Source organism: Halomonas beimenensis (assembly GCF_002549795.1).
GTDB lineage: Bacteria > Pseudomonadota > Gammaproteobacteria > Pseudomonadales > Halomonadaceae > Halomonas > Halomonas beimenensis.
The window spans coordinates 1,416,352-1,435,676 of sequence record NZ_CP021435.1; the positions used below are offsets into that span (position 1 = coordinate 1,416,352).

The window sequence follows — 19,325 nt, forward strand, 5'->3', positions numbered from 1 at the left end:
AAGGAGCGCCCGGTATGGAGCAGCACCCGCGAGACGGCATCCCGGTCGGCATCAGCGCCTGCCTGATGGGGGAGGAGGTGCGCTACAACGGCGGCCACAAGCGGTCGCGTTACTGCCTGCAGGTGCTGGCGGAATGCTTCCGCTTCGAGCCCTTCTGCCCGGAACTGGAGGCCGGCCTTGGCGTGCCCCGGGAGCCGATCCGGCTGGTGGGGCGGCTCGGCGAGACGCCCCGGGCGCGGGGCACGGTGACCACCGAGCGGGACGTCACCGACGAGCTGGAGGCGGTGGGTCGGACCTTCGTCGACGCCCATCGACACCTGCGGGGCTTCATCCTCATGAAGGGCTCGCCCAGCTGCGGGCTCGAGCGGGTCAAGGTCTACCACGAGAACGGCATGCCCAGCCATGCCGACTCCGGCGTCTTCGTGCGTACCCTGCGCCGGCACTTCCCGGAACTGCCGCTGGAGGAGGAGGCGCGCATGAACGATCCCGTCCTGCGCGAGAACTTCATCACCCGCATCTACGCCATGGACGACTGGAAGCGCCATGTGGAGCCGTCGCCGAGCCACCACGCCCTGCTGCAGTTCCACAGTCGCCAGAAGTTCCTGCTGATGGCCCACGAGGTGGAGGCCTACCGGGAGCTGGGGCGCTACCTGGCCGAGGCCCACCGGGTTCCGGTGGAGGACGCCATGGCCCACTACCTGGGGCGCTTCATGGCGGCGCTGTCGCGTCCGGCCACCCGCAAGACCCACACCAATGCCCTGATGCACGTGATGGGCTATCTCAAGCAGGCGCTGGATGGCGAGACCCGCCGGGACCTGCTCGCCGCCGTGGAGGAATACCGCACCGAGCAGGTCCCCCTGGCGGTCCCGATGCGACTGCTCAACCATTATCTCAGGCGCCATGGCTCGGAGTACATCCGCCGGCAGTCCTACCTGGATCCGCACCCCTACGAGCTGGGCCTGCGCAATGCCATCTGAATCGGCCACCGCCGGGCGTCTCGCGGCGCTCGGCCGGCGGCTGGCCGAGTGGCGCCCGCTCTGGGCGCCCTTGCCCTTCCAGCATCGCGAGCCGCCCTGGCGGGGGGCGCATGGCGGGCTGGCCGAGACCCTGCTGTCGTTGCCCGACGCCGAGGTCGAGCGCCTCCAGGCCGACCCCTTCGTGGATTCGCCCCTGCCGGCCTGGTTGCCGGTGCGGGAGCTGGCCGAGCTGAGCCGGCTGCCGATCCTGTCGAACGCGCGCCAGTCCCTGCCGGCCGACTGGGGGGAGGGCATCGGCGCGCGCAAGTGGCGCCAGATCCAGGCCTTCGTCGCCGGCATGGGGGCCATCGAGGACGAGCGCCTGGTGGAGTGGTGTGCCGGCAAGGGCCACCTGGCGCGGACCCTGGCCCGCTGCCACGGAGTGCCGGTCACCGGCCTCGAGCACCAGCCCTCGCTGTGCGAGGCCGGCCAGGCCCTGGCCGACCGCGAGGGCCTGCCGGTGCGGCTGCACGCCCAGGACGTGCTGGCGCCGGGCGCCGGCGACTGGCTGGCACCCGGTCATCGCGTGGCGGCGCTCCACGCCTGCGGCGACCTGCATGCCCAGCTGCTCGAGTGGGCCGCCGAGCGCGGGGCGGCGGTGAGCCTGGCGCCCTGCTGCTATCACCGCACGGCGGCCACCGACTACCGAGCGTTGTCCCGGCAAGGCCGGGCGCTGATGGCCGAACAGGGCCTGCGCCTGACCCGGGAGGACCTGGCCATGGCGGTGCAGGAGACGGTGACCGCGCCACGCGGTCACCGGCGCCATCGGCAGCGGGCCAATGCCTGGCGGCTGGGCTTCGACCTGCTGCAGCGCGAGGCCCGGGGTCGGGATGCCTACCTGCCGGTGCCGAGCCTGGCCTATGGCCGGCTGCCGGAGGACTTCGCCGGTTTCTGCCGCTGGGCCGCCGAGCGCAAGGGCGTCGAGCTCCCGGCCTCGGTGGACTGGGGGGCCTTCGAGGCCGCGGGCTGGCGTCGGCTCGCCGAGGTGTCGCGCCTGGAACTGGTGCGCCAGCTGTTCCGGCGGCCCCTGGAGGTCTGGCTGGCGCTGGATCGGGTCGCCCGGCTCGAGGAGGCCGGGTTCCGGGTGCGGCTGGGCACCTTCTGCGAGCGGGCGCTGACCCCGCGCAACCTGCTGATCGAGACGCTCTGAGCCCCGACCCGGCGGGGCGGCGTCGGCCCGGCCGATGGCCCGGGTGCCGTCGGCCGGGATGACCTTCATGGAGAGACGGCCCTTGGACCAACTGGCGGTGATGAAGGCGTTCTGCCGGATCGTGGAACGCGGCAGCTTCGCCCGGGCGGCGGAGGACCTGGGCGTCTCGCCGGCCCTGCTGAGCCGAGATACCAAGCGCCTCGAGCGGCGCCTGGGGTGTACCCTGCTGCATCGCACCACCCGGCGCATGTCGCTCACCGAGCCGGGGCGCCTGTACTACGAGGAGTGCCGCCGCCTGCTGGAGGAGCTCGAGTGGGTGGAGGACCGGGTCCGGGAAGGCAGCCGACGGGTGGCGGGGCGCCTGCGGATCAACGCGCCGCATTCCTTCGGCATGACGGTGCTGTCGCCGCGGCTTCCCGGCTTCCTCGAGCGTTATCCCGAGGTGGAACTGTCCCTGGCGCTGGACGACCGGGTGGTGGACATGGTCGAGAGCGGGTTCGACCTGTCGATCCGCATCCGGGCCGCGCTGCCGGATTCGGGGCTGATCGCCCGGCGCCTGGGGACGGTCGATCAGCGGCTCTTCGCCTCGCCGGCCTACCTGGCCGCCCGGGGCGTCCCCCGGACACCGGAGGCGCTGGCCGACCACCGCCTGATCGGCTACCTGCTGGCCGACGACCCGGGGCAGTGGTGCCTGGAGGGGCCCGAGGGCCGCACCTCGGTGCCCGTCGCCCCCTCGCTGGAGGTCGGCAGCAGCCTGATGCTTCGGGACATGCTGATCGCCGGGCAGGGGATCGGCACCCTGCCGGATTTCATCTCGGCGACCGAGGAGGCCGAAGGGCGGCTGGTCCGGGTGCTGCCGTCGCACGCCTTGCCGGCGCGTCACATCTTCGCCGTCACCGCCTCGCGGCTGGGCACCGACGCCCGGACCCTGGCCTTCCTCGACTATCTCCGCGAGGCTCTCGCGCCCGCCGCCTGAGATTCTTCAACCAACGTAAAGAGTGTCTTCGCGCCGGCCGGCTTATTCCGGGCCGGCGTCCGCGTCATCCTCTCCGGTGTCACCCCATCAACCGGAGAGGCTCCCATGACCCGAGTGCTCGTGCTCTATTACTCCAGCTACGGCCATGTCCGTACCCTCGCCGAGGCGGAAGCCGAGGGCGCCCGCAGCGTCCCCGGCGTTCGCGTCGACCTGCGCCGCGTGCCCGAGACCGTGCCGGCCGAGGTCCGCGACGCGGCGGGCTATGTGGCGGACGCCACCCCCGAGGCCAGGGTGGAGGAACTGCCCGACTACGACGCCATCATCATCGGCACCCCCACCCGCTTCGGCAACATGGCCGCCCAGGTCAAGCAGTTCCTCGACCAGGCCGGCGGCCTCTGGGCCCGCAACGCCCTGGTGGGCAAGGTGGGAGCCGTGTTCACCTCCACCGGCTCCCAGCACGGCGGCCACGAGGCGGCGGTGCTCTCCACCCATGTGCCGCTGCTGCACTTCGGCATGCTGGTCGCCGGGATGCCCTATACCTTCGCCGATCAGATGCGCATGGACCGGATCGTCGGCGGCTCCCCCTACGGCGCGGGCACCGTCGCCGGCGGCGACGGCTCGCGCCGGCCCGACGAGACCGACCTGGCCGGGGCCCGCTTCCACGGGCGCCACGTCGCCGAGCTTGCCGCCCGGCTCCATGCGGACCAGTCCGCGACGGCGGACATGGAGGTGGTCTGATGGCCCGTCCGCCCTCGCTCACCCTGGAATTCTTCCACGACGTGGTCTGCGGCTGGTGCTACAACCTCTCGCCCCGGCTCCGGCGTCTGGCCGAGGAGTTCGACCTCGAGATTCGTCATCGCACCTTCGTGCTGCAGGACGGCCCCGAGCGGATGGTGGAGGTCTTCGGCTCCATGGAGCAGGCCAAGGCCACCATCCTCGGCCACTGGGCGGCCTGCCGCGAGGCCAGCGAGTCGCCCGAGCGCTTCGACATCGAGGGCATGCGGGCCGCTTCCTTCGACTACCCCCACGGCCTGCCTGGCGCGCTGGGCTGCGTGGCCGCCGAGCGCCTTGGGGGGCCGGAGGCTCATTGGCGGTACTTCGATGCGGTGCAGGCCGCCCACCTCGGTGAGGCCCGCAATGTCGCCGACTGGGGCGTGCTCGTCGAGATCGCGGAGTCGATCGGTCTCGACGTCCCACGCTTCCGGCGCCTGGTCACCGACCCGCTCACGCTCCAGACCGTCGAGGGGCATCGACGCCGCGCCCATCTGCTGCAGGTGACCCAGGTGCCGACGGTCATCGTTCGCGAGACCGGCCGGCGACTGGTCAACGCGCCGTTGGAGGACCTGCGCATGCAGCTTCAGGGCAACCTGTCCCTCGTCGCCGCCGCCAGGGCGGTGCACTGATCATCTCGGGTGTCCGGCCTCGGGCCGCCCCCCCCGGCCATGGGAGGATCCACCATGCCGCGTTCCCTCGACCTCTTCCTCACCGCCCTCGCACCCGCGGTGTGGGGCAGTACCTACTACGTCACCACCGAGTTCATGCCCGCGGGGTATCCCGTCACCCTGGCGGTGCTGCGGGCCCTGCCCGCCGGCCTGCTGCTGCTGGCGCTGGTCAGGCGGCTACCCGGGCGCGAGTGGCTGGGCCGCGTCTTCCTGCTGGGCGCCGTGAACTTCGCGATCTTCTGGACCCTGCTGTTCGTCGCGGCCTATCGCCTGCCGGGGGGCGTCGCCGCCACCCTGGGGTCGCTGCAGGCCCTGTGCGTGATCCTCCTGGCCCGTGGCTGGCTGGGCACGCCGATCGTCGGCCTGTCGGTGATCGCGGCGCTGGCCGGGGCGGCGGGGGTCGCGCTGCTGGTGCTGACGCCCTCGGCCGCCCTGGACCCTCTCGGGCTGGCGGCCGGCCTGGGCGGCGCCGTCTCGATGGCGGCGGGCACCGTGCTGAGCCGCCGCTGGCAGCCCCCGGTCTCGCCGCTGACCTTCACCGCCTGGCAGCTCACCGCGGGCGGGCTGCTGCTGGTGCCGATCGCCTGGTGGCACGAGCCGCCCTTGCCCGCGCTCGATGCCGCCAACCTCGGCGGGATGGCCTACCTGGGACTGGTCGGCGCGGCCTTGACCTACTACCTGTGGTTCCGCGGCGTCGCGCGCATCGAGCCGGCGGCGATCTCCATGCTGGGGATGATGAGCCCCCTGACCGCCGTCCTGCTGGGCTGGTGGCTGCTGGAGCAGCGGCTGACGTCCTGGCAGCTGCTCGGGGCGGCGGTCGTGCTCGGCTCGGTGTGGCTGGGCCAGTGGGCCGCCCGTCGGGGGGCGACACCCGCGGGGGGCCGGGGTCTTCAGGGCGGTCGGTCGAGTCCCGTCGCGACGGTCGAGGAGGGCGCATGATGCGCCTATCGCGTAGAGTGGGAAGGACATGCTCCCAGAGGAAGGCACCATGACCGACGCCCCGTACCTGATCCGTCCCCTCCGGGCCGGCGACAAGCCGGAATGGGCCCGGCTCTGGCAGGACTACCTGACCTTCTACGGGGCGGAACTCCCGGAGGCGGTGTACGACAGCACCTTCGCGAGCCTGCTGGTACCGGGGGCCGGCGAGCCGAGGGGCTTCGTGGTGGAGGCGCCGACCCCGGCGGGGGAGGATCGCGAGGCTCCGAGGCTCGCGGGACTCGTCCACTATCTCTACCACGCCCATTGCTGGAAGCTGACCCCGGTCTGCTATCTGCAGGACCTGTTCGTCGATCCCCATGACCGCGGGCAGGGCCTGGGACGCCGGCTGATCGAACGGGTCTACGACCAGGCCAGCGAGGAGGGGGCGCCCGACGTCTACTGGCTGACCCAGGACTTCAACCGGCAAGCCCGACGGCTGTACGACCGGATCGGGGTCCTGACGCCCTTCATCAAGTACGCACGGCCTCCCCGGGACGCCTGACGCCGCCCGCACGAAGAGGGCGGCCACGCCGGGTGGCGTGGCCGATGGTGGACACCTCTGGGGCGTCAGTGGTGACGGCTGATGGTCCCGTGGCGGCTGTCGGCCATCAGACGGTCGAACTCGTGGCCGCTCATGTGGACCAGGGTCTCATGGTCGCCGGCATCGAAGTAGATGTCCGGCTGATGGCGCAGCTGGTCATCGAGGTAGACCTGCAGGCCGTAGGCCTGGCCCACCGGGATGGTGGCGCCCGGATCACAGTCGCGGAACTCGCGACGCACCTCCTCCTCGGAGGCGAGTTCCAGCTTCTCGTGGAACATTTGCGAGAGCCTCTCCAGGTCGGCATCGCAGGTGCTGGGGACGACGGCCAGGCGATAGCCATGGTCGCCATGCAGCATCACCGCCTTCGCCATCTGCTCGCCGTCGATGTGGGCCATCTCGGCGATGCGACTGCTGGTAGCCTCGCGCGGGTGGGGAACCTCCTCGAAGTCGATGTCGCAGGCGCGGAGGTATTCCCGGATCGTCATCGGCATGGCCATGACGCTTACTCCTTCGGCCCTGGGGCCGAACCAACAGGTTACCGTGCCTCCCTTCGTGGCATGCGTCTCATCCTGTCTCTCAGGATAGTCCGACTGTGGCGCGCTGTATCGGGTGGCCTTCATCTCGTCCCCCCGAGCGGCGGATCCCCCGCCCCGGGCAGGGGCGGGCCAGGCGATCCCGGCCCCGGGAGAGCCCCCGCCGGCCCTGGGATCATTCCTCGGCCTGGGGGGAGAGCCGCCGGCGCTGCTCCTCGTCGAGCAGCTCGAACAGGGAGCGATGGAGCCGGCGGTGCTCCTGCCAGATCTGCCGCTGCAATTCGGCCAGGCGGGCCTGGGTGTCGGCCACCGCATCGGTGTCGATATCCCCCTCGGCATGGATCAGTGCCATCAGTTGCCGTTGCAGGGCCATCATCTCGCCGCCGCGCTCGTACTGGTCGTCTCGGAAATCCTGCATCAGGGTGCGGGCCTGCTCGCGCTGGTCGTCGTTCAGCAGTGACCAGAAGCCGTATTCCGGGCCCGGGCCATAGCCGCCCATCATGCCGGGCCCCATGCCCGGGCCTTAGCCGCCCATCATGCCGGGCCCCATGCCCGGGCCATGGCCGCCCATCATGCCGGGCCCCATGCCCGGGCCAAAGCCGCCCATCATGCCGGGCCCCATGCCCGGCCCAAAGCCGCCCATCATGCCGGGGCCCATGCCCGGGCCGTACTCGCCCATCATGCCGTGATGTCCCATGCCGCCCCCGCCATGCCCGAAGGCGGCAGGGCTCGAGAGCAAGGCGGTGGCGAGGATGAGACCGAGGGTGCGGGGAAGTCTGCGGCGTTTCATGAGGCTCTCCTGGCGGGCGAGGCCCGCGTTGCGGGACCGTGACGCGAGCCTGCCACGGGCGAGGCTCACCTCCGTTCAGCCTAGGCGACTCTCTCCCTGGGGCCGTTGACCTGCATCAAGGGGCGAGATGTTCCAGCAAGCCTTGAGCCGCCCATAGGTTGCTGTTATGCCGTAAATTTTCCTGCTGTCTCAGCGCCCCCTACGGAAAATGGCAGCTTCTGCGCCTTGAATAATGGAACGATCGATCCTAAATTGTCAGACATGACACGCGGACGCCCCATCGCCTATAGCCCCGACGAGGCCCTGGCCGCCGCCCTCCAGGTGTTCTGGGCCAGCGGCTACGAGGCCGCTTCGACGCGACAGCTGCTCGACGCCATGCACCTGTCCCGCAGCAGCCTCTACCAGGCCTTCGGCAACAAGGAACAGCTGTTCCTCGCAGCCCTGCGCCGCTACCGGGAGACCTTGATCGCGCGCCTGGAGCGCCGGCTGGCGGCCGCCCCCACGGCGCGTTCCTTCCTCGAGTCCCTGTTCCTCGAGACCGCCGGCGAGGCGGCCAGCGAGCGGGCCGCCCTGGGCTGCCTGATCTTCAACTCGGCCACCGAACTCGGTCGCCGCGACGACGCCCCGGCCCGGGAGGCAGGCGCCGGCGTGGCGGCGATCACCGACGTCTTCCGCCGGGCCGTCGAACAGGGGCAGGCCGAGGGCAGCATCGCTCCCGGACGCGAGCCGGACGTCCTGGCCCGCTATCTGACCCTGGGCATGGCCGGGCTGCGTACCCTGATCAAGAGCGGCACCGATCCCGAGGAGGCCCGCCAGGCGGCGGCGCTGGTCCTCGAGGTCCTGGATTGACGTTTTCCTGCGCCTTTTCTGGAACGAATGGTCCAAAAGGCGCGCTCACCGAGGAGGCAAGACCATGACCACCGAATATCGTATCCAGCAGGCCCCCCAGACCCTCGATAACGCCGACCCCAAGGCCCGGCCGTTGCTCGAGCAGGCCAAGGAGAACCTGGGGTTCGTGCCCAACATGTACGAGGCCATGGCCAAGGCGCCGGGCGTGCTCGACACCTACCTGCACGGCTACCAGCTGTTCCGCGAGGACTCCGGCTTCTCGCCGGCCGAGCAGGAGGTGGTGTTCCTGACCATCAGCCGGCTCAACGGCTGCGAATACTGCATGTCGGCCCACAGCATGATCGCCGACAAGGTCTCCCAGGTGCCGGAGGCCGCCATCCAGGCCTTGCGCGAGGACCGCGAGATCCCCGACGACCGCCTGGCGGCGCTGAGCCGCTTCACCCGGGTGATGTTCGAGACCCGCGGCCGCCCGTCGAACGACGAGGCCCGGGCCTTCCTGGACGCGGGCTTCGAGGAGCGGCACATGCTGCAGGTGGTGCTGGCGCTCGCGGTGAAGACGCTGAGCAACTACTCCAACCACCTCAACCAGCCGGCGCTGGACGAGGCCTTCGCCGGCCACGCCTGGCAGGGCTGATCGGCGCTAGGGGATAAGCGCCAGCGCATCCACCACGAAGTCTCCAAGACGCCCCGCCGAGTGCGGGGCGTCTTGCGCTCATTGGCCGTTCAGGGTGGCGATGATCCGCCGGCTCCCGCCCCGGTCGCGATGCTCGCCGAGCCAGATGCCCTGCCAGGTGCCGAGCGCCAGGCGCCCGCCGCGCACCGCCAGGGTCAGCTGGGTGCCGAGCAGGCTGGCGGCCACGTGGGCCGGCATGTCGTCCGGCCCCTCCAGGGTGTGGCGGAAGTAGATACCGTCTCTCCCGACCGACCTCAACCCCCCGCAGGGATGGGTTGGGGTCGATACTCGGTTTGCGTCTTCAGGACGCCATAGGCGATATGCACCAGCTTACGCATGGCCGCCCCGAGGGCCGACATGCTGTGCTTCCCTCGTGCCTTCAGCCGGGCATATTGCGCCTGGATATCCGGGTTGTGTGTCATGGCCACCACGGCTCCCATGTACAACTTCCGACGCATCACGGCACTCCCCGTCTTGGAGAGGGTTGGTGTCTTCTTGACCGACGTGCCAGAGGTGTAATACGTCGGCACGAGCCCCAGGAAAGCGGCCGCCTGTCGAGCACTCTCGAATGGTCGGCTTCGCAGGACCGCGACCAGCCTTGTGGAAAGCCCGGGACCGATGCCAGGAATGCTCATCAGCAACTGTCGATCTCGTTTTAGATGATCATGGCGGTCGAGGTGCGTCTCGATCTCCTCCTGTAAGCGCTTGGCTTCGCGCTCCAGGGCCGCCAGGACATGGCCGATCGAGGTCTCGGCCCCTGTATCACGGCTGAATTGAGCTTTCTCGAGACGATTCTTTTCGCGCTGAATATCCTGATAAACCGCTTCGAGGCGCGCCACCAGGCGCTTCAGCTCACGCGTTTCTTCAGGCTCCGGTGTCCACCGCCGGTGGCTTCGGGACGCGCCGAACTCTGCTAGGACACGGCTGTCTGCCTTGTCCGTCTTGTGAAGGCGACCTGCACTCTTGGCATAATGATGCGCGTGTGCGGGGTTGAGCACGTAGACATTGACGCCAGCCTCATGGAGCCAATAAGCCAGGGGCTCATGGTAGATCCCCGTGGCTTCCATGTAGACATGCAACGCTTCGGGAGACTCACCGGTCTGCCGGGTCAGCCAGTCCAGCAGCGCTGGATAATCCTGGTGCCGATTGGTAAAGACCTTGGTTTTGACCTTGCCCTTCTCCATATCACGAAGCCAGAGGCAATCCAGTTTCTTCTTGCCGATATCGATGCCGATATGTGCCATCTCACCACTTTCCCTTGTGCGTACAGCCTCTCCTCGCCGGAAGGGGGCATTGGATACCGTTCAGGTTTGCGAGATAGAAGCCTGGGAGACCAATCTACGGAACAGGTTCGAAACCGTCAGGGTAGATCCGGGTTTCTCCCAGGCCGTGGGGGTGGTAGCTAATCACTCCCCACTGGAGAGACACAAGGGTAGGTCGCCGGGCACCAGGTGACGAAGGAAGGCATCCAGGTCGTGGCGCACGTCCGGGTCGGCGTTCTCGTTGAGGGTCAGCGAGGCCGAGGTGTGCAGCAGCTGCAGGTGCAGCAGCCCGACCTCGAGGTCGGCGAGGCCGGGCAGGGCCCGGACGATCTCGTCGGTGATCAGGTGAAAGCCCCGCTCCCGCGGGGCGAGGCGGATTTCCTGCTGATCCCAGGTCATGGCGGGTCTCCCTTGGCGGTCAAGGCCGCCAGGATACGCGAGCCCGGACGTTCAGAGGTAGTCGCGCAGTTCATCCGGCCCCAGGTTGGCGCCGGTGACCACCACCACGATGTCGCCCTCCGGCGGCAGCGCGGGGCCATGCGCGGCGAGCAGGGCGGCGATGCCCACGGCGGCGCCGGGCTCGGCCATCAGCTTGGCGTCGAAGAGCAGGTGGTGCATGGCGCGCTCGATGTCGTGCTCGTTGACCTGGGCGAGCGCGCTCACCTGGGCCCGGCACAGCGGGTAGGTGTGCTCGCCGACGATGGCCGCGGCCAGGCTCTTGGCGGCGGTGTCGAGCTTGTCGAGGTGGACCGCGCCGCCCTGGGCCCAGGCATGGGCCATGCTCGCCGCGCCCACGGGCTCCACGCCGATCACGCTCAGGGACTCGCGACGCGGCGCGGTGGCCAAGCCGATGCCCGAGATCAGCCCACCGCCGCCGATGGGGCAGAGCGCCGTCGAGGCCTCGGGAGCCTGGTCGAGCAGCTCCAGGCCGATGCTGCCCTGGCCGGCGATGATGCGCTCGTCGTCGTAGGGATGCACCAGGGTGAGTCCGCGCTCCTCCACCAGCCGGTGCATCAGTTCCCAGGCGGCGTTGATGTCGCCATGGAGGATCACCTCCGCGCCCAGGGCACGGCAGCCCGCCACCTTGTAGGCGCTGGCGTCCTCGGGCATGACGATGGTCACCGGTACCCCGTCCCGGCCGGCCGCCCAGGCCAGCGCCAGGGCGTGGTTGCCGGCGGAGACCGCCCCCAGCCCGCCGGCCAATGCCTCGGCGGAGGCGGTGAGCAGCCAGTTGAGCGCGCCCCGGGCCTTGAAGGAGCCGGTGCGCTGCAAAGATTCGAGCTTCAGCCAGACGCGCCGGCCCAGTCGATCGCTCAAGGCATGATCCGGCACCAGCGGAGTGATCGGCAGTCGCTCGTGCAACCGGTCCGCGGCCGCTTGAAGCGTGGCGTGATCGAGCATGGCACCTCCCGGTAGTATCAATCGGTGGTGGTCGCGTCGTCGGGAAACAGCGCCGCGCGGAAGTAGTCGCCGATGCGCTCCCGGGTCCGGGCGTACCAGGCCTCGTCCTTGGTCACCGCCCGCTCGGCGTTGAGCGGGTGGGTGGGGATGTGCAGGCGCATGTCGAGGCCGGTGTCCGCGTGGGTGGCGACCCGGCGCGCCGCGCTGTGCCGCGAGGGCCCGTAGGGAATATAGCGGGTCAGCGCCGCCTGGCGCTCGGTGGCGGTGGCGAAGCGGATGAAGGCCCGGGCCGCCTCGGGGTGGGGGGCATGACGAGGGATCGCCCAGGTTTCGTGCTCCTGGACCTGGCCGTCCCAGAGGATGGCGATGGGGGCGTCGCGGTTGACCATGGCATCGAAGAATCGGCCGTTGTAGCCGGAAGCCATCACCACCTCGCCCTGGATCAGCAGCTCCGGCGGGGCGCTGCCGGCCTCCCACCAGCGCAGGTCCTCCAGGCCGGCCAGGCGCTCCAGGGCCAGGGACAGGCCGCGGCGGGTGCTGAGCAGGCGGTAGAGCTCCTGGCGGGGCACGCCGTAGGAGAGCAGCGCCCATTCCAGGTTCACCGACGGCGTCCGCTGCAGTGCCCGGGGGCCGGGGAAGCGCCGCTGGTCGAAGAGGTCGGCGATCCGGGTCGGCCGCCGGCCGGGGAAGGCATCGGTGCGATAGGCCACCACGGTGGCGAACACCGAGTGGGTCAGGCTGCAGGGGCCGAAGGCCTCGTCGATGAAATCCTCCTCGGCCGGGGTGCCGTCCGGGGCCGGCGCGGCGATGTCGGCCGGGAGCGGCTCGAGCAGCCCCTCGTCGCAGGCCGCCATGGCCTGGCTGCGGGTCATGTCCAGGACGTCCCAGGGCGGGTCCCGCTCGGCCACGGCGGCGCGAAGGGCCGAGAGCCCCCCGTCGTAGCGCGCGACCCGCACGGGGATGCCGGTGGCCTCGGTGAAGGGGGCGAAGAGGGCTCGCGCCTGGGCGCGCTCGTAGGCGCCGCCCCAGCTCAGCACCGTGAGCGGCTCCACCACCGGCTCGGATCGAGTCGCGCCGGGCCCCGCCGACCCGAGGGCCAGGCCCAGGATCAGGACCAGCCGGCCCAGCCCACGCTTACCCCGTGCCATGTTCCTCCCGCCTGAGCTCGTCGCTGTAGCGCAGGAAGGCCTGGGCGATGGTTGCCTCGAACACCACGCCCAGGAAGACGTCGTCCTCGTCCACCACGGCGATGGCCTCGCCGGTGACCTCCTGCAGATGGCGCATGGCCTCCCAGACCGAGGCGTCGGGCCCCAGCACCGGGCGCGGCGTGCGCGGGCAACCGGACACCGGGTGGTCGCCCCGGCCCTCCTCGCGCATCACCTCCAGGTCGGCGAGGGTCACGCTGGCCCGGTAGCGACCGGTGGCGTCGACCACGTAGGCCTCGCCGTGGCCCGCGCCGCCGGGGGTGACCACGGCCTCGTCCACCGGCGTCTCGGGGCGCAGGGTCACGCCCTCCCGGCTCATCAGGTCCGCCAGCCGGGCGTCCTCGAGCACCGCCCGACCCCGGCCCGAGGAAAGATCCAGGCCCCGGCCGGCGAGCTGGATGTCGAACAGCGAACGGCCGAACAGCTGGGCGGCGATGGGGCTCGCCAGGGTGACGCTGGCCAGGGCGGCGGTGGTCAGGGCGTAGCTGCCGGTGAGCTCGAAGACGATCAGCAGGCTGGTCAGGGGGGCGCCGATCACCGGCGCTGTCACCGCCACCATGCCGCAGATGGCGTAGAAGACGAAGGTGTCCTGGGCGCCGGTGAGCGTGGCCACCAGGGTCCCGCACAGGGCGCCGAACAGGGTGCCGATCACCAGCGCCGGGCTGAACACCCCGCCGCCGAAGCCCATGCCCAGGCACAGCGCCGTGGCGGCGAGCTTGAGCGCCAGCACCACCACCAGCTCGACGCTGCCGAAGGCCCCGGCGATGGTGGCGAAGCGCAGGGTCTCCTGGCCCATGCCCAGGATGTCGGGTACCCAGAGGGCGACCACGCCGAGCGTCGCCCCGGCCAGCGCCGGGCGCCAGGGGGCGGCCACCGGCAGCCGTCTGGCCAGCCGGCCCACGCCCAGGATGGCGCGCATGTAGGCCCCGGCGACCAGGGCGCCGACCCCGCCGATGGCCAGGAAGGCGGCGAATTCCCAGGGGCGGGGCAGGGCGGGGTCGGCCACGTGGAAGAGCGCCCCCCGGGCCAGGACGTTGGTTGCGATCACATGGCCCACCAGGGCGGCGGCGGCCACCGGGGCGAAGGCGCGCAGGGCGTAGTGGCGCAGCACCACCTCGTGGGCGAAGACGATGCCCGCCAGGGGGGCGTTGAAGGCGGTGGCGATCGCCGCGGAGACGCCGCAGGCGATGGTGATGTTGTCCTCGGAGCGCCCCAGCCGCAGCAGCCGGGCCCCCGCCGACCCCAGGCTCGCCCCCATGTGCACCAGGGGGCCGTACTGGCCCACCGAGGCGCCGGCACCCAGCGATACCAGGCCGGAGAGCGCCGAGAGCGCCCCGGCCTTGGGCGGCAGGCGGCCGCGGCGGGTCTGGACGGCGGCGATGACGTCGGCGGGGGTATGGGGGCGGCGCTCGGGGATGGCACGGTGCAGCTGGCCCACCACCAGGCCGCCGGCGGCCGGCACCAGCACCGTGGCCACCGCCAGCCATTCCGGGTGGGCGAACATCATGCGCCCCCGCGGCGAGACCAGCAGCAGGTCGTTGAGCCACAGCACGGCGGCGACGAAGGTCACGGCGGCCAGCGCCGCCAGGCCGCCGATCACCGCGCCCAGTACCACCAGCCCCAGGAAGCGCACCACGCCCCGGGCCCCGTGGTGGCTCGGGTCTCCCGCATCCGCTCGAGTCATGCTCAAGGTGTAGGTGGGGCGACGGGCGGCTGCAAGGATTAGCGGGACATGATCAGGGTTATCGCAGTTGGATCTGTCGACGGATCAGCCCCGAGCGATACCGCTAACTGCGATAGCCCTGGGGGCACGATGGGCCCCGCGGGGCGTTCAGTCCAGGGAGGTGGCACCGATGCGATGGATGCTGAGGTCGGCGCCGTTGAACTCGTCCTCCTCGCTGAGGCGCAGGCCGGAGACCTTGGCCACCAGGCCGTAGACCACCAGGGCGCCGATGACCGCGACCGCCACGCCGGCCAGGGAGCCGACGAGCTGGGCCATCAGGCTGACGCCGCCCAGGCCGCCCAGCCCTTGCTGGCCGAAGATGCCCGCGGCGATGCCGCCCCAGACCCCGCATACGCCGTGCAGCGGCCAGACGCCCAGGACGTCGTCGAGGCGCTCGATGCGCTCCTGGGCCCACTCGAAGAGGAACACGAACAGCGCCCCGGCCACGCCGCCGGTGATCAGCGCACCGACGGGGTGCATCAGGTCAGAGCCGGCACACACGGCCACCAATCCGGCCAGCGGCCCGTTGTGGATGAAGCCCGGGTCCTTGCGGCCCAGCACCATGGACACCAGGATGCCGCCGGCCATGGCCATCAGGCTGTTCACCGCCACCAGGCCGCTGATGGCGTCCAGGGTCTGGGCGGACATGACGTTGAAGCCGAACCAGCCGATGGTCAGGATCCAGGCCCCCAGCGACAGGAAGGGAATGTTGGAGGGCGCGAAGGCGACCACCTTGCCGCCGCGGTAGCGGCCGTTGCGGGCGCCCAGCAGCAGCAGGGCCACCAGCGCCACCCAGCCGCCGAAGGCATGCACCACCACGGAGCCGGCGAAGTCATGGAAGCCGGCGCCGAAGGTGGCGGCCAGCCAGGCCTGCAGGCCGTAGTTGCCGTTCCAGACGATGCCCTCGAAGAACGGATAGACCAGGCCGACGATGGCCCCGGCGGCGATCAGCATGGGATAGAAGCGGGCCCGCTCGGCGATGCCCCCGGAGACGATGGCGGGGATGGCGGCGGCGAAGGTCATCAGGAAGAAGAACTTCACCAGGTCATAGCCATGGCCGGCGGTCAGCTCGCCGGCGCCCTGCAGGAAGTGGGTGTCGTAGGCGATGAAGTAGCCGACGAAGAAGTAGACCACGGCGGAGACGCCGAAGTCCGTCATGATCTTGACCAGAGCGTTGACCTGGTTCTTGTGGCGCACCGTGCCCACCTCGAGGAAGGCGAAGCCGGCGTGCATGGCCAGCACCATGATGGCGCCGAGCAGGATGAAGAGCGTGTTGGCGCTCTCGGTCAGGGTCTGGACGGCACTGGGGATATCCACGGGAATGATCTCTCCTGATGCATGAAGGGATGGTGAAGTTCACCGGAGAGATGCAAGTCGTGTTCCATCCTGGCGCAATAAGCGCCAGGACAGCGCTTTCCCGGCACCGAAGTGGAGCGGTGGGTCATTGTTATCGCGAACATGCACCGAAGTGGTGCTGTTATGGTTCGCCATGCACCCTCGGAGTGAATCACGCCGTCATAGCGTCTGCCAGGGCGAGGAAGGGGGCTCGGACAGCACCTCGTCGACGATCGCCAGCGCCCGTTCCAGGGCCTCGCGATCTTCCGGCGGCCCCAGGCAGAGGCGAATGGCCTGGGGAGCCGGCTCGCTGCCCACGCAGAAGGGCTCCGGGGTCGATACCTTCAGGCCGCGTCGGGCGAGCAGCGCCTGGACCTCGCTGCTGCGCCGTCCGGCGGGCAGCGGCAGCCAGATCAGCGACGAGCCCTCGCCGCTCTGCGCCCCGAAGGCCGCCAGGCGTTCCAGGGCCCGGGCGCGGCGTGCGGCGATCTCCTCCACCTGCCAGGCCAGCAGCTCGCGGCTGGCCGGATCCTCCATCCAGCGACAGGCCGCCTCCACCATTAGTGGCGGCGCCATCCAGCTCTGGGAGCGCAGCGCCGAGCACAGGCGTTCCTGTAGACGCTCCGGCGCGGTGAGGGTGCCGATGCGCAGCCCGCCGGCCAGCACCTTGGAGGTGCTGAAGAGGTGCAGGGTACGCTCCGGGGCCAGCTCGACCAGCGGCGTGCCTCGCCGCTCCCGGGGCAGGTACTGCACGGCGTCCTCCACCAGCCAGATGTCGTGCTCCCGGGCCAGGGCCGCCAGGCGCTCCCGGCGGGCCTCGGAGAGTCGCGCGCCGGTGGGGTTGTTCAGGTCCGGCGTCAGGTAGAGCACCCGGGGCGGATGGCGGGCACACAGGCGCGCCAGGGCATCGACGTCCAGCCCCGCCTCGTCCATCGGCACCGCCGCCAGGCGCAGGTGGGCCTGCTGGGCGGCGCAGATGAAGCCGGGATAGGTGAGGGCATCCCCGGCCACCAGCTCGCCCGGCTGGGCCAGGGTGCGCAGCGCCAGGTGGATGCCGTGCTGACCGCCCTGGGTGATCAGCAGGCGGTCGGGATCGTCGGGCAGGCCGAGCTCGCCCTGCCAGGCGGCGATGCGCGCCCGCTGGGCCGGCGTGCCCGCCTCCGGCTGGTAGTCGGTGGCGGCCTGGAGGGCCAGGGGGGACTCGGCGATCGTCCGCAGCGCCCGCTGCAGGCCCTGGGGGCGCAGGGGGTGGGGCGGAGGCAGCGCCATGCTCATGTCGATGACGCCGTCCTCCACCGGCACGCCGGCGCGGAAGACGGTGGCGTCCTCGTCCTCCGGCAGGCGCACGTAGGTGCCGCTGCCCACCCGGGACTCCACCCAGCCCTGGCGCTGGGCCTCGGTGTAGGCGCGGGTGATGGTCCCCACGGTGACGCCCAGGCGATCGGCGAGTTGGCGCTGGGGCGGCAGCTTCTCGCCCGGGGCCAGCTCGCCGCGGCGGATGGCCTCGGCCATGTGCTCGGCGATGCGGCGGTAGCGCGGTCCGCCTTCGGGGAGGTCGGGAGTCCAGATTGTCATGGTGACAATAAAACCTTTGACGCCGTATTTGTGCTCATTATGCTCAGAAAAGCCGGCCAATTGAAACCATATTGACAAAATTGTAGGGGTACAATTGCATGGAAACCTTGGCGACTCTGGGCCCCGCGTCCCTGTTCATGATCTCGATGACCCTCACCCCCGGCCCCAACAACGTGATGCTCACCGCCTCCGGGGCCAACTACGGCTTCCGGCGCACCCTGCCGCACCTGCTGGGCATCCTGGGCGGCTGCTTCGTGCTCTTCGCGGCCATCGCCCTGGGCCTGGGGATCGTCTTCGAGCGTTTCCCGATCGTGCAGACCCTGCTGCGCCTGGTCGGCAGCGCCTACCTGCTGTACCTGGCCTGGGGCATCGCCACGGCCCCGCCGCCTCGGTTCGGCGCGGTCGAGGGGCGGCCGCTGAGCTACTGGCAGGCCGCCGCCTTCCAGTTCGCCAACCCCAAGGCCTGGGTGATGGGGCTGACGCTGATGGCCAGTTTCCTGCCGGAGGACGGCAACACCGTCGTCAACGCCCTGCTGCTGGCCGCCTTCGCCGAGCTGGTGGCGCTGCCCTGCATCGCGCTCTGGGCGGGCTTCGGCATGGCCATCGGCCGCTGGCTCAAGGGCCCGCGCTCCTGGCGGGTGTTCAACGGCACCATGGGCGCGCTGACCGCGGCCTGCGTGCTCTTCATCTTGGGGTGACACCATCGCCCCGAACGAGAGGGCCCGTGAGGCCTGCAAAATACCACGCTGACTTCCACGCCCGCTTACTCGCCACGGGGCGATGCTTCGAGCATCGGCGCCGTCCGAGGTGAACGTCCACCAAGCGGGCGACCGTCGATGCCAGGTGGCGACCAAGGGCCGCATTCGTTAGCGGCCGAACGGGGCCGCGTTCCTGGCGGCTGTTCAACGGCATCATGGGCGCGCCGACCGCGGCCTGCGTGCTCTTCATCCTGGGGTGACACCACCGCCCCGAACGAGACGGCCCGAGAGGCCTGGAATGAGGAGGGGGATATGAAAGCCAAGCTGGTGGATGTGTTCAGCGCCGAGCGGTTCGGCGGCAATGGTCTTACGATCTTCCCCGAGGCCGACGGCCTGTCGGCCGGGGAGATGCAGGCGCTGACGCGGGAGATGCGTCAGTTCGAGTCCATCTTCGTGTCCCGGGAGGGGGAGGACTTCGCGGCGAGGATCTTCACCCTGGACGAGGAGCTGGACTTCGCCGGCCATCCGCTGCTGGGGCTGGCCTACCACCTCCACGAGGTCTTCGGGGAGGGGGAGCGGCACGAGTGGCGGGTGCGGCTGAATCGGCGCACCATCGGGCTGACCAGCCACCGGCGGGACGGCCGTTTCACGGCGACCATGGCGCAGGGGCGTCCCGCCTTCCTCAAGACCCTGACCCGCGACGAGGCCGCGGGCGTCTACGCCGCCCTGGGGCTGGACGAGGGCGGGCATCGCAACTACCCGGCCGAGGTGGTGACGACCGGCTTGCCCTACCTCATCCTGCCCGTGCCGGGGGGCCTGGAGAAGGTCGCGTTCCGGGTCCCGGACCTGTCGGGCCTGCTGGCCGCCCACGGCGCCCGCTTCGTCTACGTCCTCGACGTGGAAGGCTTCGAGGGGCGGACCTGGGACAACGCCGGGCGGGTCGAGGACGTGGCCACGGGCAGTGCCGCGGGCCCCGCGGCGGCCTATCTCCACAAGCACGGGCTGACGCTCGACAGGACCATCTCGATCTCCCAGGGGCGTTTCGTGGGCAGGCCGAGCCGCATCGAGGTGGACCTGGTCATCGAAGCCGCGGAGCTGGTGGACGTGCGGGTCAGGGGCGATGTCGTCAAGGTGGCCGATCTCGCCTTCGTCGCGTGATCGGCAGGCCGTCGCAACGA

At 70.6% G+C, this 19,325-nt stretch carries 20 protein-coding genes and 2 pseudogenes; 11 read left to right on the forward strand and 11 right to left on the reverse strand.

All coding sequences use genetic code 11. The features are described from left to right. Positions 1-14 precede the first annotated feature (14 nt). From BEI_RS06725 to BEI_RS06755, 7 genes are all read left to right on the forward strand, one after another. Positions 15-977 carry a YbgA family protein gene (locus BEI_RS06725; protein WP_097788795.1) on the forward strand — a complete coding sequence of 321 codons (963 nt, stop codon included), beginning with the start codon at positions 15-17 and terminating at the stop codon, positions 975-977. Beyond that, on the forward strand, positions 967-2,166 hold the full coding sequence (locus BEI_RS06730) for a methyltransferase (RefSeq protein ID WP_097788796.1): 1,200 nt from the start codon (positions 967-969) through the stop codon (positions 2,164-2,166). Before BEI_RS06725 ends, BEI_RS06730 begins: the two co-directional genes overlap by 11 nt. Positions 2,167-2,248: 82 nt before the next feature. After that, positions 2,249-3,142, forward strand: coding sequence for a LysR family transcriptional regulator (locus BEI_RS06735; RefSeq protein ID WP_227644610.1), 894 nt, complete (start codon positions 2,249-2,251; stop codon positions 3,140-3,142). A 105-nt stretch (positions 3,143-3,247) separates the two neighbouring features. Then, on the forward strand, positions 3,248-3,880 hold the full coding sequence (wrbA, locus tag BEI_RS06740; protein ID WP_097788797.1) for an NAD(P)H:quinone oxidoreductase: 633 nt from the start codon (positions 3,248-3,250) through the stop codon (positions 3,878-3,880). Next, positions 3,880-4,545 carry a DsbA family oxidoreductase gene (locus BEI_RS06745; RefSeq protein ID WP_097788798.1) on the forward strand — a complete coding sequence of 222 codons (666 nt, stop codon included), beginning with the start codon at positions 3,880-3,882 and terminating at the stop codon, positions 4,543-4,545. The genes wrbA and BEI_RS06745 overlap by 1 nt, the downstream gene beginning before the upstream one ends. Before the next feature lie 54 nt (positions 4,546-4,599). Further along, positions 4,600-5,523 (forward strand): EamA family transporter, encoded by a 924-nt coding sequence (locus BEI_RS06750; RefSeq protein WP_097788799.1) that lies wholly within the window; start codon positions 4,600-4,602, stop codon positions 5,521-5,523. A gap of 49 nt (positions 5,524-5,572) precedes the next feature. After that, the gene (locus tag BEI_RS06755) at positions 5,573-6,064 is read left to right on the forward strand and encodes a GNAT family N-acetyltransferase (protein WP_097788800.1); all 492 of its coding nucleotides are present in this window, start codon (positions 5,573-5,575) and stop codon (positions 6,062-6,064) included. A 65-nt stretch (positions 6,065-6,129) separates the two neighbouring features. Here the strand turns inward: BEI_RS06755 and BEI_RS06760 are convergent, their stop codons facing one another. From BEI_RS06760 to BEI_RS19125, 3 genes are all read right to left on the reverse strand, one after another. Next, positions 6,130-6,600, reverse strand: a complete 471-nt coding sequence (locus BEI_RS06760) for an aminoacyl-tRNA deacylase (protein WP_097788801.1) — start codon at positions 6,598-6,600, stop codon at positions 6,130-6,132. Positions 6,601-6,811: 211 nt separating this feature from the next. After that, positions 6,812-7,150, reverse strand: a complete 339-nt coding sequence (locus BEI_RS06765; protein ID WP_097788802.1) for a periplasmic heavy metal sensor — start codon at positions 7,148-7,150, stop codon at positions 6,812-6,814. A gap of 9 nt (positions 7,151-7,159) precedes the next feature. Next, entirely contained in the window at positions 7,160-7,426 is a 267-nt protein-coding gene (locus BEI_RS19125) for a hypothetical protein (protein ID WP_193765169.1), read from the reverse strand. 261 nt (positions 7,427-7,687) lie between these two features. On the opposite strand from BEI_RS19125, the gene BEI_RS06775 reads away from it, so the two are divergent. Both BEI_RS06775 and BEI_RS06780 read left to right on the forward strand, forming a co-directional pair. Next, entirely contained in the window at positions 7,688-8,275 is a 588-nt protein-coding gene (locus BEI_RS06775; RefSeq protein WP_097788803.1) for a TetR/AcrR family transcriptional regulator, read from the forward strand. Positions 8,276-8,339: 64 nt separating this feature from the next. After that, positions 8,340-8,909: a carboxymuconolactone decarboxylase family protein gene (locus tag BEI_RS06780; RefSeq protein WP_097788804.1), complete on the forward strand. Its 570-nt coding sequence runs from the start codon at positions 8,340-8,342 to the stop codon at positions 8,907-8,909. Between the two features lie 78 nt (positions 8,910-8,987). On the opposite strand, the pseudogene BEI_RS06785 reads toward BEI_RS06780, so the two are convergent. The 8 genes and pseudogenes from BEI_RS06785 to BEI_RS06820 form a co-directional block, all read right to left on the reverse strand. Then, positions 8,988-9,185: pseudogene (locus tag BEI_RS06785) on the reverse strand (YjbQ family protein); the annotation flags it as partial. A gap of 17 nt (positions 9,186-9,202) precedes the next feature. Next, the gene (locus BEI_RS06790) at positions 9,203-10,192 is read right to left on the reverse strand and encodes an IS110 family RNA-guided transposase (protein ID WP_097788805.1); all 990 of its coding nucleotides are present in this window, start codon (positions 10,190-10,192) and stop codon (positions 9,203-9,205) included. A gap of 186 nt (positions 10,193-10,378) precedes the next feature. Continuing rightward, positions 10,379-10,609 (reverse strand): annotated as a pseudogene (locus BEI_RS06795) (YjbQ family protein); the annotation flags it as partial. A gap of 51 nt (positions 10,610-10,660) precedes the next feature. Further along, positions 10,661-11,611, reverse strand: a complete 951-nt coding sequence (locus BEI_RS06800) for a threonine ammonia-lyase (RefSeq protein WP_097788806.1) — start codon at positions 11,609-11,611, stop codon at positions 10,661-10,663. A 17-nt stretch (positions 11,612-11,628) separates the two neighbouring features. Further along, positions 11,629-12,759, reverse strand: a complete 1,131-nt coding sequence (locus BEI_RS06805; RefSeq protein WP_097788807.1) for an ABC transporter substrate-binding protein — start codon at positions 12,757-12,759, stop codon at positions 11,629-11,631. Further along, the gene (locus tag BEI_RS06810; protein WP_227644611.1) at positions 12,746-14,500 is read right to left on the reverse strand and encodes a chloride channel protein; all 1,755 of its coding nucleotides are present in this window, start codon (positions 14,498-14,500) and stop codon (positions 12,746-12,748) included. The genes BEI_RS06805 and BEI_RS06810 overlap by 14 nt, the downstream gene beginning before the upstream one ends. Positions 14,501-14,647: 147 nt before the next feature. Then, positions 14,648-15,856 carry an ammonium transporter gene (locus BEI_RS06815; RefSeq protein ID WP_097788809.1) on the reverse strand — a complete coding sequence of 403 codons (1,209 nt, stop codon included), beginning with the start codon at positions 15,854-15,856 and terminating at the stop codon, positions 14,648-14,650. A gap of 198 nt (positions 15,857-16,054) precedes the next feature. Then, complete coding sequence (locus BEI_RS06820) at positions 16,055-17,449, reverse strand: aminotransferase-like domain-containing protein (protein WP_097788810.1); 1,395 nt, start codon at positions 17,447-17,449, stop codon at positions 16,055-16,057. A 98-nt stretch (positions 17,450-17,547) separates the two neighbouring features. On the opposite strand from BEI_RS06820, the gene BEI_RS06825 reads away from it, so the two are divergent. Continuing rightward, on the forward strand, positions 17,548-18,147 hold the full coding sequence (locus BEI_RS06825; RefSeq protein WP_097788811.1) for a LysE family translocator: 600 nt from the start codon (positions 17,548-17,550) through the stop codon (positions 18,145-18,147). 312 nt (positions 18,148-18,459) lie between these two features. Beyond that, positions 18,460-19,305: a PhzF family phenazine biosynthesis protein gene (locus BEI_RS06830; protein ID WP_097788812.1), complete on the forward strand. Its 846-nt coding sequence runs from the start codon at positions 18,460-18,462 to the stop codon at positions 19,303-19,305. Positions 19,306-19,325 lie beyond the last annotated feature (20 nt).